The 14448-nt window shown below is 72.9% G+C and carries 12 protein-coding genes; 4 read left to right on the top strand and 8 right to left on the bottom strand.

Features of this window, described 5'->3' with window-relative positions; all coding sequences use genetic code 11:
* Positions 1-35 precede the first annotated feature (35 nt).
* Genes JGS39_RS08660 through JGS39_RS08685 form a run of 6 tightly spaced genes read right to left on the bottom strand, consistent with a single transcriptional unit; the run spans position 36 to position 6590 of the window.
* Complete coding sequence (locus JGS39_RS08660; RefSeq protein WP_219568167.1) at positions 36-647, bottom strand: GAF domain-containing protein; 612 nt, start codon at positions 645-647, stop codon at positions 36-38.
* On the bottom strand, positions 644-1495 hold the full coding sequence (locus tag JGS39_RS08665; RefSeq protein ID WP_219568168.1) for a S8 family peptidase: 852 nt from the start codon (positions 1493-1495) through the stop codon (positions 644-646). Before JGS39_RS08665 ends, JGS39_RS08660 begins: the two co-directional genes overlap by 4 nt.
* Positions 1492-4650: an adenylate/guanylate cyclase domain-containing protein gene (locus JGS39_RS08670; RefSeq protein ID WP_236063499.1), complete on the bottom strand. Its 3159-nt coding sequence runs from the start codon at positions 4648-4650 to the stop codon at positions 1492-1494. The genes JGS39_RS08665 and JGS39_RS08670 overlap by 4 nt, the downstream gene beginning before the upstream one ends.
* A complete protein-coding gene (locus JGS39_RS08675) occupies positions 4650-4859 on the bottom strand; it encodes an aroma-sacti cluster domain-containing protein (RefSeq protein ID WP_219568169.1) in 210 nt (69 codons plus the stop codon). Before JGS39_RS08675 ends, JGS39_RS08670 begins: the two co-directional genes overlap by 1 nt.
* A complete protein-coding gene (locus JGS39_RS08680) occupies positions 4852-5544 on the bottom strand; it encodes an iron-containing redox enzyme family protein (RefSeq protein ID WP_219568170.1) in 693 nt (230 codons plus the stop codon). Before JGS39_RS08680 ends, JGS39_RS08675 begins: the two co-directional genes overlap by 8 nt.
* The gene (locus JGS39_RS08685; RefSeq protein WP_219568171.1) at positions 5541-6590 is read right to left on the bottom strand and encodes a radical SAM protein; all 1050 of its coding nucleotides are present in this window, start codon (positions 6588-6590) and stop codon (positions 5541-5543) included. The genes JGS39_RS08680 and JGS39_RS08685 overlap by 4 nt, the downstream gene beginning before the upstream one ends.
* Positions 6591-6996: 406 nt before the next feature.
* Here JGS39_RS08685 and JGS39_RS08690 point away from each other — a divergent pair, with 406 nt between their 5' ends.
* Entirely contained in the window at positions 6997-8877 is a 1881-nt protein-coding gene (locus JGS39_RS08690; protein WP_219568172.1) for an AfsR/SARP family transcriptional regulator, read from the top strand.
* Positions 8878-9266: 389 nt separating this feature from the next.
* Here the strand turns inward: JGS39_RS08690 and JGS39_RS08695 are convergent, their stop codons facing one another.
* Positions 9267-10310, bottom strand: coding sequence for a helix-turn-helix transcriptional regulator (locus tag JGS39_RS08695; RefSeq protein ID WP_219568173.1), 1044 nt, complete (start codon positions 10308-10310; stop codon positions 9267-9269).
* A gap of 388 nt (positions 10311-10698) precedes the next feature.
* Here JGS39_RS08695 and JGS39_RS08700 point away from each other — a divergent pair, with 388 nt between their 5' ends.
* The 3 genes from JGS39_RS08700 to JGS39_RS08710 all read left to right on the top strand — a co-directional run bounded on the left by JGS39_RS08700 (position 10699) and on the right by JGS39_RS08710 (position 14219).
* Positions 10699-11952 carry a GAF domain-containing protein gene (locus JGS39_RS08700; RefSeq protein ID WP_219568174.1) on the top strand — a complete coding sequence of 418 codons (1254 nt, stop codon included), beginning with the start codon at positions 10699-10701 and terminating at the stop codon, positions 11950-11952.
* A gap of 163 nt (positions 11953-12115) precedes the next feature.
* On the top strand, positions 12116-13639 hold the full coding sequence (gene exaC, locus JGS39_RS08705; RefSeq protein WP_219568175.1) for an acetaldehyde dehydrogenase ExaC: 1524 nt from the start codon (positions 12116-12118) through the stop codon (positions 13637-13639).
* Between the two features lie 202 nt (positions 13640-13841).
* Positions 13842-14219, top strand: coding sequence for an FKBP-type peptidyl-prolyl cis-trans isomerase (locus tag JGS39_RS08710; protein WP_219568176.1), 378 nt, complete (start codon positions 13842-13844; stop codon positions 14217-14219).
* Between the two features lie 87 nt (positions 14220-14306).
* Here the strand turns inward: JGS39_RS08710 and JGS39_RS08715 are convergent.
* Positions 14307-14448: SDR family oxidoreductase (locus JGS39_RS08715; protein WP_219568183.1), on the bottom strand; the 142-nt coding region annotated here is incomplete at its 5' end.

The following is a 14448-nucleotide window of genomic DNA, read 5'->3' on the forward strand; positions in this document are numbered from 1 at the left end:
ATACGGCTTCGTCGCTGACGGCCTCACCCGGCGCCTCAACTACCGTGCGACCCCTGCGGCGGCATCCCGTCGAGGAGCACGTCCCGCAGCGCGGTCACGAGCTCCAGGCTCCGCGCCTGGACCGCCGACGGTGTCGCGTCACCGCGCCGCTCGGCGACGACGGCGAGAGCCGCCGCGGCCTGGCGTGCGAAGAGAGCGAGCAGGTCGAGTTCGGAGAGGCTGGACCGGGACTGCTCGACGGGGTCGAGCACTTCGAGCACACCGAGTACCCGGTCCCGGTGCGCGAGGGGCGCCGCCATCAGCGCGTCCGGGACGTACCCGGTCGACTGGGCGACGTCCCGGGCGAACATTCCCTGGTTGCGCAGGTCGTCCGCGACCATCGGCTCGCCCGAGACGAGCACCCAGCCCGCCAGCCCCCGGCCGGCGGGGAACCGGGAGCCCACGAGTGACTCCTCGCCCTCCCCGGCCACTGCCTGGAAGACCAGTTCGTCGGCGTCCTCGTCGTGCAGCAGGAGGGAGCTGGCCGCGGCTCCGAAGATGGCCCGTGCGGTCTCGACGACGGACTGCAGCAGATCGCGCTCGGCGCTGCCGGCCCGTGTCGCGGGGCCCACGCCGGTGGCGGGGACGAGGCCGTGGGACTGGCTCATGATTCACCTCTGGTTCCTGGTGCGCCGATCCGCACGTTCGCGGCGGAGAGGTACAGCGCGTGCTTGATCTGAAATGGCGTCAATTTCGGTCTGCTGCCGAGCAGTCGTGCGCACATCCCGCTGATGAAGGGAGTGGCGAAGCTGTTCCCCGTGGTGCGGATGGTCCTGCCGCCCGTCCAGGCCACCTGCACGTTCTGGCCGGGTGCGAAGAACTCCACGGGCGGTGCGGGGTTGTAGAGGAAGAGCCCGGAGTCGTCCTCGCGGTGCGTACCGACGGAGATCACCGACGAGAACCGCCAGGGGAAGCTCTCCACCGGTGTGTTGTGGGCCGATGCCACCAGCGTGGTTCCGGTGAAGAACGCCTGGTCGGCCAGGGACCGCAGGGTTTCGAGGAACTTCGGGCGGGTCGTGGACAGACTGAGGTTGACCACGTCGAAGCCCTGGTCGACGGCCCAGCGCAGTCCGGTGAGCAGGGCGTCGCCGCTGCCGGTGAAGCCCTCCCCCAGCACCCGCACGCTGTACAGGTCGCAGCCCGGCGCCACCCGGCGGACGATTCCGGCGCACGCCGTGCCGTGTCCGCATCCGTCGCCGGTGCCGTCCGGCAGCGGACCGCTGTCGACGACGTGCAGGCTCCCGTCGGCGGTGGGCACCACCTCGTAGGAGCCCTGCACCGGGCCGACCGATGGGTGACCGCACTCCACTCCGGTGTCGACCACGCACACGCGTACGCCCGAACCGTCCGACCATGCCGAGGGGTCGGCGGGCGGAGTGTCCGCGAGCAGGGCGAGGTCCTCGGGAGCACGGTCGCGCAGGCTCCAGGTGAGCCCTCCTGCCGTCCCGGTGGTCATGGGGTCCTTCCTTCCGGCCCGGACCGGCGGCCGGTGCTCCGGGCCGCGGCCGCGCTGTCGTCGGCGAACGCGGCCGCGCGGTCCGCGCCGAGCCGGTGTCCCTTGGCGGCGAAGTGCTGCTGCGCCGTGCGGGCCGCCCGCTCCGCTTCGTCGTGCCGTGCCAGCGTGCGCAGCGTGTGGGCGCGATCGAGGGCCGCGGTGCCGCGGACGACCGGGGAGTCGGTTTCGGCTGCCGCGGCGGTCGCCCGGCCCGCGCCCGCCCGTGCGGCGTCCGGCTGCCCCGTGAGGGCCAGGGCACGGGCCCGCAGCCCCTCCGCGTCGGCGGACTCCGCCGGGGGCAGACCTGCCTCCTGGGGGTCCGGCAGGGCGAGTGCCGGTGCCGGATCCCCGCGCTCCAGCAGGATCCGGGCCCGTTCACGGGCGATGCCGGGCAAGGCGCCCGTGGCACCGAGTTCACGGCCGGCGCGGGCGGCCTCGTCCAGGAGGGCGAGCCTGCGGTCCGGCGTACCCGTCAGCGCCTCGACCTCGGCGGCGAACAGCGGGACGAACAGCGCGCTCTCGGCGTAGCCGAGGCCGCCCGCGAGCCGCGCCGCCTCGGCCAGCCTCTCCCGTGCCTCGTCGTGGCGGCCCTGCAGGGCCAGGAGTACGGCCAGCGGACAGGCCAGGGTGGCGCGGACGGTGGGCCGTCCGGAGCCGTGGGCCGTCAGCAGTTCCTCGCAGCGGGCGACGGCTCGCCCGACCGGGGTCGGCCCCCGCCACAGGGAGATGCCGACCGCGCCGAGCGCCAGGGCCCGTTCGGGTTCGGCGTCGGCACGGCCGGCGTGGTCCAGCGCCTGCCGAAGCAGCGACTCGGCTTCGGCGTGCCGCCCCTGCCGCTGGCGGTCCTGTGCGATGCGGACGCAGGCGCGTGCGATGCCCTGGTCGTCGCCCGCCACCGTGAAGAGCGCGAGGGCCGCCTCGGCCACCTCGGTCGCCGCCCCGTGCCGGGGGTCCAGGGCTGTCAGCGCGAGCCGGGCGTGGGCGGCGCCCAGTCGGTCACCGGCCCGGTCCGCCGTGTCGAGCGCCCCTGCCAGCAGTTCCCGGCCGCGCACCGGCTCACCGCGGGCGACCTTCGTCTCGCCGAGCCGCCGGGCGGCCTCGGTGGCTGCGGGTTCACCGGGAGCGGCGAGGTCCAGCCCCTGGGTCAGGAGATCGTCGGCCCATGGCAGGTCGGAGCGCGCCAGCGCGGCCGCGCCGGCCCGGATGAGCAGGCCGGCGGCGCGCGTGCGCAGCACGTCGGTGTCCCCGTCGCGCATGCCCAGTTCGGCGAGCAGCCGGTGGGCCCGGGCCAGGTGGGTCCCGACGGCGGCGTCGCCCGCCTCGTGCCGGACGAGGACGCGGGCGGCGTGCTCGTGGCGCCGGGCGCGTACCTTCTTGGCCATCCCCCGGTAGGCGGTCTCCTGCACCAGGGCGCTGCCGAACCGGAGTACGGAGCTCATGGCCAGGGTGCGGCCTCCGGGCTCGACGAGGCGCCGTCGTACGAGGCCGCGCAGCCCGGCGGCGGACCCGCCGGGGCAGGAGTGCTCGGCGTCGGCGAGTTCCGTCAGGTCGGCCGGGCGGAACTCGCGTCCCAGGACGGCGGCCAGCTGGAGCAGGGTCCGCTCCTCGGGTGGCAGCGCGTCGATACGGGCGCCGAGCAGGGCGTGCACGGTGAGCGGCAGGTCGTCGCACTGGGCCGCCACGGCTGTCAGGTGTTCCAGGTACAGCGGATTGCCCTCCGCGCGGTCGAGGGCCCCCTCCAGCACTCCCTGCCGGTGGGCCGCCACCTCGATCAGTTCACCGGCGAGCAGGGCGGCCTCCTCGCGGGTGAGCGGCGTGAGCATGAGCGAGGCGGACCGCATCCGGCCGCTGCCCCATCCGGGGTGTGCCTCCAGCAGTTCGGGACGCGCGGCGCACACCACGGCGACGGCCGAGCGGTCGAGCTCGTCCAGCAGCCGCTCCGCCATGTCGAGCAGCGGCGCGGACGCCCAGTGGCAGTCGTCGAGTACGAGCACCACGGGCCGCTCACGGGACAGCGCGTCCAGCAGGCAGGCCAGTGCCATGAGGGTGTCGTCGGCCGACGGGCTGGGTGTGCCGTCTGCGAGCAGGCCGCTCCGCAGCAGGCGCAGTGCCTGTTCGGCCTCGATCCGCTCGTGCACCGGAAGTCCCGCGAGACCGGCGTCCTCCCCGACGGCCGCGAGTACCTGGCGTACCGCTTCGGCGAGCGGAGAGAGGGTGCCGGTCTCGCCGTACGGACGGCATCGGCCCTCGCCGTACGCCGGGCAGTCCCGCAGCCACTCGCGCAGCAGGCGCGTCTTGCCGAGGCCCGCCTCTCCGTAGACGGTCACCAGGTGCGAGCGGGGGTCCGCCGTCAGTTTGCGCAGCAGCAGGCGGAGTTCGGCGAGTTCCTGCTCGCGGCCGATGAACGGGGTGTCGAAGCGGCGGACCCGCTCGGGGTCGTCCTCGTGCAGACCGACCAGGCGGAGGGCCGGGACGGGGGCGTCGACACCCTTGAGTGACAGCGCTCCGGCCGATTCGGTGACCGCCGAGGGCCCGGCGGCGCGCAGTGTGGCGGGCCCGATCAGGATCTCGCCCGGACCGGCGTGCTGCTCGAGCCGGGCGCCGATGTTGACGACCTCTCCGGAGACCAGGGCCTGCCGGGCGGCGGGGTCGACGCTCACCACGACCTCTCCCGTGTTCACGCCGATGCGGACGGCGAGCCGCACCCCGTGCTCGCGCTCCAGTTCGGCGTTGAGTCCGTCGAGGCCGGTGATCATCCCGCGGGCGGCTGCCAGGGCCCGGTGGGCGTCGTCCTCATGGCGCACGGGGACGCCGAAGACGGCCATCACGGCGTCGCCGATGAACTTCTCCACCGTTCCGCCGTGTTCCTCGATCCGGGCCCGCATCAGCGCGAAGTACCGGAGTGTGACCGTGCGCAGGGTCTCCGGGTCGAGCCTCCCCGACAGGGCCGTGGATCCGACGAGGTCGCAGAAGACCACGGTCACCACCCGGCGTTCCTCGGCCGTCGCGGTACCTGCCACGGCGACGCAGGCCGTTCCGCAGCCGGGGCAGAAGGCCGCGCCGTCCGGTGGCGGTTCGGGGCACCGGGGGCACTTCATCCGTATGGACCCGGTCATCAGAACAGCGCTCCGCCGGCGATCTCGCTGTGCGCCTGCACCTCCGGCTCGGCGGCGTCCAGCCGCTCCTTCAGGCCCAGCAGCAGGGTCAGTTCCTCCGCGCTGAGGTCCTGGAGCACCTCGCGCTGCTCCGGTGACAGGCTGTGCAGCGGGAACCCGGCGTCCTCCAGTGTGCGGAGGCGGTCGCGATCGTGCGCGTGGTCAGTCATGAGCGCTCTCCGATACGTGGGGTGCCGTGGCGATGCGGTCGAACAGCTCGGCGAGGGCGGTGACCGTGTGCAGCGCGCTGACGGCGACCAGGGAGCGCCGCGCGGGGTCCAGCGGCAGCCGGCCGATGAGCCGGTCCAGGTCGGCGCTGTGCCCGTCGTCGAGGTCGGCGTGGAGGCGGACGGTCTCGAACGCGGCCTGCGGCAGGCCCGTCTCGCGTGCCAGCCGGCCGGCCAGACCGGGTGCCGGCGCGTTTCCCTCCAGTACGGCGATGTAGCCGAGCAGGGCCACGGGGTGGCTGTGCTCGATCCAGTAGTACTGCGCTCCCACCAGGGCGGCGACATGGGCCGGCGGAACGGAACCGGTCAGCTCGCACGGTGCCGTCCCGGATGCCTCGGCGTCGGTGAGCAGCCAGTCGTCGTGGCCGCGTTCCTGCTCGGCGTGTGCCCGCAGATAGCGCGCGAGGGGCGGGGCGAGCGGGTCCTGCGGCAGCCTCTCGCACCGGGCGGCGGCCCGCTCCATCAGCGGCACGGAGGCGCGGATCACCTGGTGCATGGCGCGCAGGTAGTGCCGGTACCGGCCGGGGAGCCCGGCGTCGGAGTGCCACATGCGGGCGGCGGCGGACCTCAGTACGGGCTGTACCAGGGACAGTTCGAGTCGCAGGCTCGCCGCGGCCGACACGTTCACGCGGGAGCCTCCTCGTCCACGGGGCCGCCGAGCAGCACGAGCGGCGCGTACGGCTCGCTTCCGTACCGCCGCATCAGCACCTCGGCCCCCGCATCTCGCTGGAGCCGGGCGCCGAGTGCGTCCATGGCACCGGCCGCGGGGCGGGATCCGGTCCGTTCCGCGGCGGCCAGCGCCGCGGGCCGTCGCGCCAGGCCACGGCAGTCGGCACAGGAGGCGACGCCCGCGGTGCGGATGGTGCGCAGTACGGGTGAGTCCTGGCAGCGGCTCCGTATCCGCGTCCAGTCGTCCGTGGCGATGTGTCCCAGGCGCAGATGCTCGGGCACCGGGCGGGCGTCCACCACGCCCTGATTGCAGCAGGCCGTGACGGTGCCGTCGAAGGCGACCACCGGCCAGGCCGCCATCGCGCAGGGTGCCGGCTTCGCCCCGGCGCCGTCGGCCTGCACCGTACGCGCGGCCGCCCAGCCCGCTGCCCGGCCAACCGGCCGGACGTGATTGACCAGTACGGCCGCCCGGTCACGGAACTCGGCACGTATGGAAGCGGTGATGTCCGCGAGATACGGGTCGTCCACGGAATCGCCCACCACGTGAAAACTCACGTCGATTCCGCTCTCCATGATGAGATGCACCGCGCGGAAGGCCGCCGCACGCGGAACTTCACGTTCGTGGAATACGTCGATGCTCGCCGAGAAATGTTCGACATGACCGAGCGCCCGCATGATGCGGTCGGGAACCCGCCCGTCGGCCGCGAAGAACATACCGCTGAGCACGGAGGTGCGCGTCCCGGACGAGGCGGCGAGCATCGCGAGCTCACCGACGAGCGCGGGCCGCAGCAGCGGCTCACCGCCCGTGAGCATGAGGACCTCTGGACGGTTCCCGGCGGTGAACCCGCCGACGAAGCGGCGCAGCGCCGCGGCCGGGGTGTCCTCGCCCCGTGTCCCCGACGATGTGGAGCAGTGGGCACAGCTCAGCGGGCACCGCCTGGTGAGGGTGGCGAGCAGCCCGGCAGCCGGAACCGGACGCAGCTCGATGATCTCCGCCAGTCGCATCGCGTCACCTCCGTCGGTCAGCGGGACAAGCGGCGTCAGGGTGCGCGGGAGCGGTTCGGTCGCGGTTGGTGCCGGGTTGGGGCCCGGTACGCGGCGCAGGACCGGCCGGGTGTGCGGGGTACCGAACCCGGCCTGACGTTTCGCCCGGTTGTATGCGTCTATTGCCGCTTTATCCCGGCGGGTGCGTTGCTGCATGCACCTTGAGCCATCCTCGGCCCCATGGCCCCGCCTCCGACTTGTGACCATGCTGTGAAGAACCGAAGGAATTCCCTCGAATTCCCGAAGTTTTCACGGCTCCTCGCGGATTCGCTCACCCCCCCGACCGCACCCCGGAGGCTTTCGTGCACGCAATTGCTCTCTCTTCCCCGAATTCCGACGACACCGGCTGGGGAAGGGGTTGAGGACAATGACCGACACGTTCACCGAAATCCGCACCGGAGAGGCGGATCCCGGGATTCCGCGAGAACACGCCGGCGAGGCCGGTGCCGCTCCGCTCCGCATCGACCTTCTCGGCCCCCTGCGAGCCTCCCGCGACGGCCTGCCCCTGCCGCTCGGCCCGCTCAAGCAACGTCTCGTCCTGGCGGTTCTCCTCACCCGTCCGAACACACCGGTGTCGATGGAGGAACTCACCGACGCCCTCTGGCCGGACGATCCGCCGCGCACGGCCCGCAAGAACCTCCAGGTGTACGTCTCGAACCTCCGCCGGGTACTCGACCCCGGCGACCTCGGCCGGCTCCGTCACGGCCCCGGCGGGTACGTCCTGCACCTCACGGCGGACGAGTGCGACAGCCTGCGGTTCGACGAACTGGCCCGGCACGGCGATGCCGAGCTGCGCGCGGGTGCGCCGAACCGCGCCGCCCTCCACTACCGCCGGGCCCTGGACCTGTGGCGTCATGCGCCCTTCAGTGATCTCGCGGCCCGTGCCGATGTGCTGCGCGCCGCCGTGGACCGGCAGCACACCCGCCGGCTGGCCGTGTACGAGGCATGGGCGGAGGCGCAGTTGGAGACCGGCGAGCCCGCCCCGGTCGCCGACACCGTGGACGAGATGGTGAGCCGGCACCCCCTGCGGGAACGGCTGCGCGCCGCCCAGGTCACCGCGCTGCACAGGGTCGGCCGCAGAACGGAGGCGTTGGCCGCGTACGACGACTGCCGCCAGCAGCTCTCCCGGGAGCTGGGGCTGGAGCCCGGCGCGGCACTGCAGTCGGCCTACCGCTGCCTGCTGGAGAACGCCGCCCCGTCCCGGCCGCGCGGCGGCCACACCGGGTCCCGGCTGCTGCCGCCGGACCTCGCCGACTTCACCGGGCGTTCGCGTGAACGGGACGCCCTCAGCGCGCAGTTGGGGTGTGAGGGCGGGCCCCCGGTGCTTCTCACCGGACCGGCCGGCATCGGCAAGACGGCACTCGCCGTGCAGGTCGCGCACCGCCTCGCCGCCCGCTACCCCGACGGTGTTGTCGCCACCCGGCTGTGCGCCGAGGACGGGTCCATCCGCCCGTGGTCATCGGTGCTCGCGGAGCTGGCCCGTTCCCTGGGCTGCGCCGAACGGCTGCCCCCCGACCGGGAGGAGGCCGCCACCGTCTGGCGGTCCTGGCTGTCGGGGCGCCGGGTCCTGCTGCTCCTGGACGACGTACCCGACGCCGCCGCCCTCGGCCCGCTGCTGCCACCGTCCGGCCCCACCGCCGCACTGGTCACCTCCCGGAGCCGGCTGCCCTGTCTGGAGTCCGCGCACCGGACCGAACTCCCGCCGCTGTCCGCCGATGAGGCCCTGCACCTGCTCGGCCGCATCATCGGCCGGACCCGGCTGGCGGCCGAGTACGGCGCCGCCGAACGCATCGTCGCCGCCACCGGGTTCCTCCCGCTCGCCCTGCGGGCCGGCGGAAACCGCCTCTCCGTGCTGCGCCACATGCCGCTCGGGCAGTACGCGGACCGCCTCGAGCACCCTTCGGAGGCGTTGGACGAACTCTCGTCCGGCGGCCTCGGGGTCCGCGCCCGTCTCGCCGGTGCCTGGGCCCGGCTGCCCGGCCCCGCCCGTGTCACCCTCCGAGCCCTGGCCACGCTGCCTGACCCCGCCTTCTCCCTCCCCGCCGCCGCCCGCGCCCTGGGCCTGGACGGACGGGAGACCCAGCGCGCCCTGGAGGGCCTGATCGACGTCGGCGTCCTGGCTCCGCCGTCCTGTCCTGAGGTGACCGCGCACCGGGGTGCGGCCTCGGAACCCGTGCGCTATGAACTCCCCTGGCTGACCCTGCTGTTCGCACGGGAGCAGGCGGCCGGGCCGGGAGCACGGTGCTAGTGCCGCGGCGGGCAACGTTTGCCCGTAAAGGAGCGGCGTCCGGTGCGTGCTCCCGGCGTGCCGTCCGGAGGTCCTCGTACTGGACGTACTCGGGCTTTCGGCCGGTGCGGCGAGAGTGCGTGCCGGGCGTCGCGACGGGGCAAACATTGCCTGCCACGGCACTAGTGCCGCGGCGGCCGGGTCAAGCCGGCCCCGCCGCCGCGGAATCCGGCCATCCTGGGCGGGCCGGCCATCCTGGGCTCGCAGGCCGTCCTCCGCGGACCGGGACGGCTCCGCGGACCGGGACGGCTCCGTCCCGGGGAGCCTCCCGGCCGCCTCCGGCCCGATCGGCGGGAGGGGCGACGGCGCCGTCCGCGTCCGGTCGGGCGCGGACGGCAGCGGTGTGCGGTTCAGGCGCTGCCCGGGGCCGGAGCGGAGGACTGCACCCGGGCGAGATAGCCCGCCTGGAAGCGGCTGGCCGCACCCAACTGCTCCATGATCTCGGCGATGTGCTTGCGGCAGGTACGCAGCGACATACCCAGGCGCCGGGCCACCATCTCGTCCTTCATGCCCTCCGCCAGCAGCCGCACGATGGCCTGCTTCACCTCGTCCCGCGCCGAACTCTCCGTCCAGGCCGGGTGGTAGGGCTCGGCCAGCGACCAGGTGTGGTCGAAGGTGGCGCACAGGTACGCCACCGTGGACGGCTCGTGGATGACGATGGCCGCGTCCAGGTCGTCCTGGTGCGGAATGAACACCGTCTCCCCGTCGAAGGCCACCATGCGGCCGAACAGTTCGCTCATCGTCCTGATCTCGGCGCCCTCGTCGGTCATCCGCCGGGCGTACTCCTGCGTGGGCAGGTGGTAGCGGGCCGTGTGCTGGTACAGCGTGCGCATCCGCACACCCCGGCGCAGCATGTCCCGGTCCTGGATGAACGCCTGCTCCAGCAGCGTCGGGGAGCGGCCCCCGCCGGGGTGGCAGGTGCGGACCTCCTGGCGACACCTCATGGTCGCCTCGGTGATCATGCCCACGACCGTCTTCAGGTCCGTGACCTCCGTCAGGGGCGGCCGCCCCTGCCACCGGCGCCGGCTCTCCGCATAGAACGGTGTCAGGAGGGCCAGCTCACCCCGGAGCTGGTCGATCTCGGCCAGCTGCCGGCGGAGCCCCGCCTCCTTCGGCGCGACCAGCGCCGCGATGGCGGCGTCCGGGGCCACCGGCACCAGCCGGTCGGAATCCTCGGGCAGATGGCGCAGCAGCAGCAGTCCGGTCAGGGTCGCCACCGCCGAGGCCGCACAGTCCTCCGTCAGCCCCAGTGTCGCGCCCAGCGTCCTCGCGTCGCACGATCCCTGGTCGCTCACCCACCGGAACACCCGGACGGCGTCCTCGGACAACTGCGTGCCGGACACCGTCCTGCCGGCCGCCCCGCCAGGACCCGGTAACTGGCCGTGCTCACCCATGGCGCCCACCCCTCATCAGCCAGATGGCTCCGCCCCCGCCCGTACAGATGTCTATTGTTCAGATGCGCGGTAGATATTCCCAGACCCCCTGGAAGGAATCACCGTGGAACGAACCAAAGGGGCAATCACCCTGATCCTGGGACTCCTCACTCTCCTTCTCAGGGGCCGGGTCCGCTCGCGGCGGCAGCGCGCCGGTGGTGACGGGGGTACGGCCCGCGAGGTGCTCAACCAGCCTCCGCGGCCGGTGCGCGGAAACGATGACGACACACCGGCCGTGCCCACACCCCACTGGTGAGCCGGCGGCGCGATTGCCCCGCGCCCGGCGGTTGTCGCGGACGCCCGTTGCCCCGACGATGGGCAGGAACGCCGCCACGGACAGGAGGGCGAGTTGACGGACCCCTGGGTGGCCCTGGCCGCCGACGCCAGCCCCGGCGCCCGGCTCGGTGAACTGCGCCGTGCGCACGAGGCGTTCACCTCCGACGGGCGGCTGGAGAAACCGGTGCGCACCGTGGTGGGCCAGTCGTGGCGACGCTCCGCCCGGGCGCGGGTCAGCCCGGACGGCGCGGCATCGGTCGAGCTCTGTGCGAACGAGCTCGGACCATACAGGGACACCCACCCCCTGGCTCCTGCCATGCCGGTGATCCGCGAACTCATGGGCGCCTACGCCATGGACGGCGAACATCTTCTCGCGGTCTGCGATGCGCACGGCATGCTGCTGTGGGTCGAGGGGCATGCGCGGGCACGTCGGCGCGCGGAGCGGATGAACTTCGTGGAGGGCGCCCGCTGGGCCGAGTCGGAGGCCGGGACGAACGCGCCCGGGACGGCGCTCGCGGTCGACCGCCCGGTCCAGGTGTTCGCCGCAGAGCACTTCCTGCGGCCGGTCCAGCAGTGGACGTGCGCGGCCGCCCCGCTGCACGACCCGCGCACGGGCCGGGTCCTCGGTGCCGTCGACATCACCGGCGGGAACGGGCTCGCCCATCCGCACAGCCTGGCGTTCGTCCAGGCGGTGGCGCGCGCCGCGGAGTCCCAGCTCGCACTCGTCGCGCCACGGTCCGGGAACGGGTCGGCGCAGCTCTCCGCGCTCGGCACCGACGAGGCACTCCTTCTCCTGGACGGGCGCAGAATCCGGCTCAGCCGGCGGCACAGCGAGATCCTGGTGACGCTGGCCCTCCACCCGGAGGGCCTCGGCGGGGACGAACTGCTGATCGAACTGTACGAGGACGAGTCCGTCCCCCCGGTGACGATGAGGGCCGAACTCGCCCGGTTGCGAAGGCTGCTGGGTCCCGAGCTGCTGCGCTCGCGTCCGTACCGGCTGGGCGCGACGGTCGACGCCGACTTCGACACCGTCGCACGCAGGCTGGAGTCCGGGGCGGTGGCGGCGGCGCTCGCCGCGTACGCCGGCCCCCTGCTGCCGCGTTCACAGGCACCGGCCGTCGTCCGGCTGCGGCACCGGCTCGCCGGGCAGCTGCGAGCCGCTCTGATCGCGCGGGGTGATCCGGGACTGCTCGCCGACTGGGTGCACAGCCCTTGGGGCGCCGAGGACCTTGCTGTCTGGCGGGCGCTCGCGACGGCCGCACCCCCGGAGCGGCGGGCCGCTCTGCTGGCCAGGGCCCGGGTGCTCGACGCGGAGCAGCGCGCATAGGCCGGATCGGGCCGGCCCCCGCGAGCCCGGCATGAGCCGAACGAGGGGCCCTGGGGCGCGTCGCGGCGATGGTCCGTGCAACGGCGTTGCAACGTCGCGCCGCCTAGCCTCGCGCCGAGGGCCGCCCAACGGCGGGCGGCACCGGATCCGGGAGGCCACAGAGATGACCCGTTACGCCGCGCCGGGCACCGAGGGTGCCATCGTCTCGTACGAGTCCCGCTACGACCACTGGATCGGTGGCGCCTACGTCCCGCCGGCCCGCGGCCAGTACTTCGAGAACCCGAGCCCCGTCAACGGCCGTCCCTTCACGGAGATCGCCCGCGGTACCGAGGCCGATGTCGAGCGCGCCCTGGACGCGGCCCACGCGGCGGCCCCTGCCTGGGGCGCCGTGTCCGCGGCCGACCGCGCGACCGTCCTGAACCGGATCGCCGACCGCATGGAGCAGCATCTGGAGGAGCTGGCGGTCGCCGAGAGCTGGGAGAACGGCAAGCCGGTGCGCGAGACCCTGGCCGCGGACATTCCGCTGGCCATCGACCACTTCAGGTACTTCGCGGGTGCGCTGCGCGCTCAGGAGGGCTCGCTCAGCGAGATCGACGAGGACACCGTCGCGTACCACTTCCACGAGCCGCTGGGTGTGGTGGCTCAGATCATTCCGTGGAACTTCCCCATCCTGATGGCTGTCTGGAAACTGGCCCCCGCGCTGGCCGCCGGCAACGCGGTGGTCCTCAAGCCGGCCGAGCAGACCCCCGCGTCGATCCACGTGTGGATGAGCCTGGTCGCGGATCTGCTTCCCCCCGGCGTGGTCAACATCCTCAACGGCTTCGGCGCGGAGGCGGGCAAGCCGCTCGCTTCCAGTCCACGGGTCGCGAAGATCGCCTTCACCGGCGAGACCTCCACGGGGCGCCTGATCATGCAGTACGCCTCGGAGAACCTCAAGCCCGTCACACTGGAGCTGGGCGGCAAGTCGCCGAATCTCTTCTTCGACGACGTGTGGGCACTGGACGACGACTTCCGTGACAAGGCGCTCGAGGGCTTCACCATGTTCGCCCTCAACCAGGGCGAGGTGTGCACGTGTCCGTCGAGGGCGCTGATCCAGCGCGGGCACTACAACGAGTTCCTCGAAGCGGGTATCGCCCGGACCGAACAGATCGTGCCCGGGCACCCGCTGGACACCAACACGATGATCGGCGCGCAGGCCTCCGACGAACAGCTGAAGAAGATCCTCTCGTACCTCGAGATCGGTCAGCAGGAGGGCGCGAAGGTCCTGACCGGCGGTCAGCGCGTCGAGTACGGGGGCGAGCTGGAGGGCGGGTACTACGTCCAGCCGACGATCTTCGAGGGCGACAACCGTATGCGGGTCTTCCAGGAGGAGATCTTCGGCCCGGTGCTCGCCGTGACGTCCTTCTCGGACTTCGACGAGGGGATCGGGCTGGCGAACGACACGCTGTACGGGCTCGGCGCGGGCGTATGGACCCGGGACACCAACACCGCCTACCGGGCGGGCCGGGCCATCAAGGCCGGCAGGGTCTGGACGAACTGCTACCACGCCTATCCGGCCCATGCCGCCTTCGGCGGATACAAGCAGTCGGGTATCGGCAGGGAGAACCACAAGATGATGCTGGAGCACTACCAGCAGACGAAGAACCTCCTCGTCAGCTACTCGCCGAAGCGCCTCGGGTTCTTCTGAGCGACTTCGCGAGCCGCACTGGCCCGCCTCTCCCCCCGCGTTCCGGTCGCCAGGACTCACCGGCCGTCAGGGAACTCGGCGCAATCGGCCCGGGCCTCGCCACAGCCGTACCGAAGACGCGCCACACCCAGTCACGCCGCGCTGTGCTCCGTGGGGTTTGATGTACGTCAGTCCGACTCCGGCGAAGATCAGTGAGGCTGCGATGAGTGAACCGGCGAAGCCCGAGATCGAACGTCCCAAGGGTGATGCTCCCAAGGAGCTGACCATCCGGGACCTCGTCGTCGGGGACGGGCCCGAGGCGAAGCCGGGCAGGGTGGTCCGCGTTCACTACGTCGGGGTCACCTTCGAGTCCGGAAGGGAGTTCGACACCTCCTGGGACGGGGGCCGGCCGTTCAAGTTCGCCGTGGGCGGTGGCAGGGTCATCAAGGGCTGGGACCGGGGAATCAGAGGGATGAAGGCCGGCGGCCGGCGCGAGATCATCGTTCCCCCGCACCTCGGCTACGGCAACCAGTCCCCCTCGTCGTTGATCCCGGCGGGTTCCACGCTCGTCTTCGTGGTGGACCTGCTCTCCGTAGCCTGAGGAAGGCCCGCTCCCCTCTTCGGCCTCTCCGTCGGCGGGATCATCGCGATGGACACGGTGATCCCGGCGGCGTCTCCCGTGCGCCGGTCAGACGCGTGGGCCGAGGAAGAGGCCACCACTCGCGTCGATGACCTGGCCGGTGACCCAACGAGCGGCGCCGGACGCGAGGAAGGCGACCACGTCGGCAACGTCGTCGGGCCCGCCGAGCCGGTCCAGCGCCGTCATGGCG

Origin of the sequence: Streptomyces poriferorum, assembly GCF_019399235.1 — a bacterium.
Taxonomy (GTDB): Bacteria; Actinomycetota; Actinomycetes; order Streptomycetales; family Streptomycetaceae; genus Streptomyces; species Streptomyces poriferorum.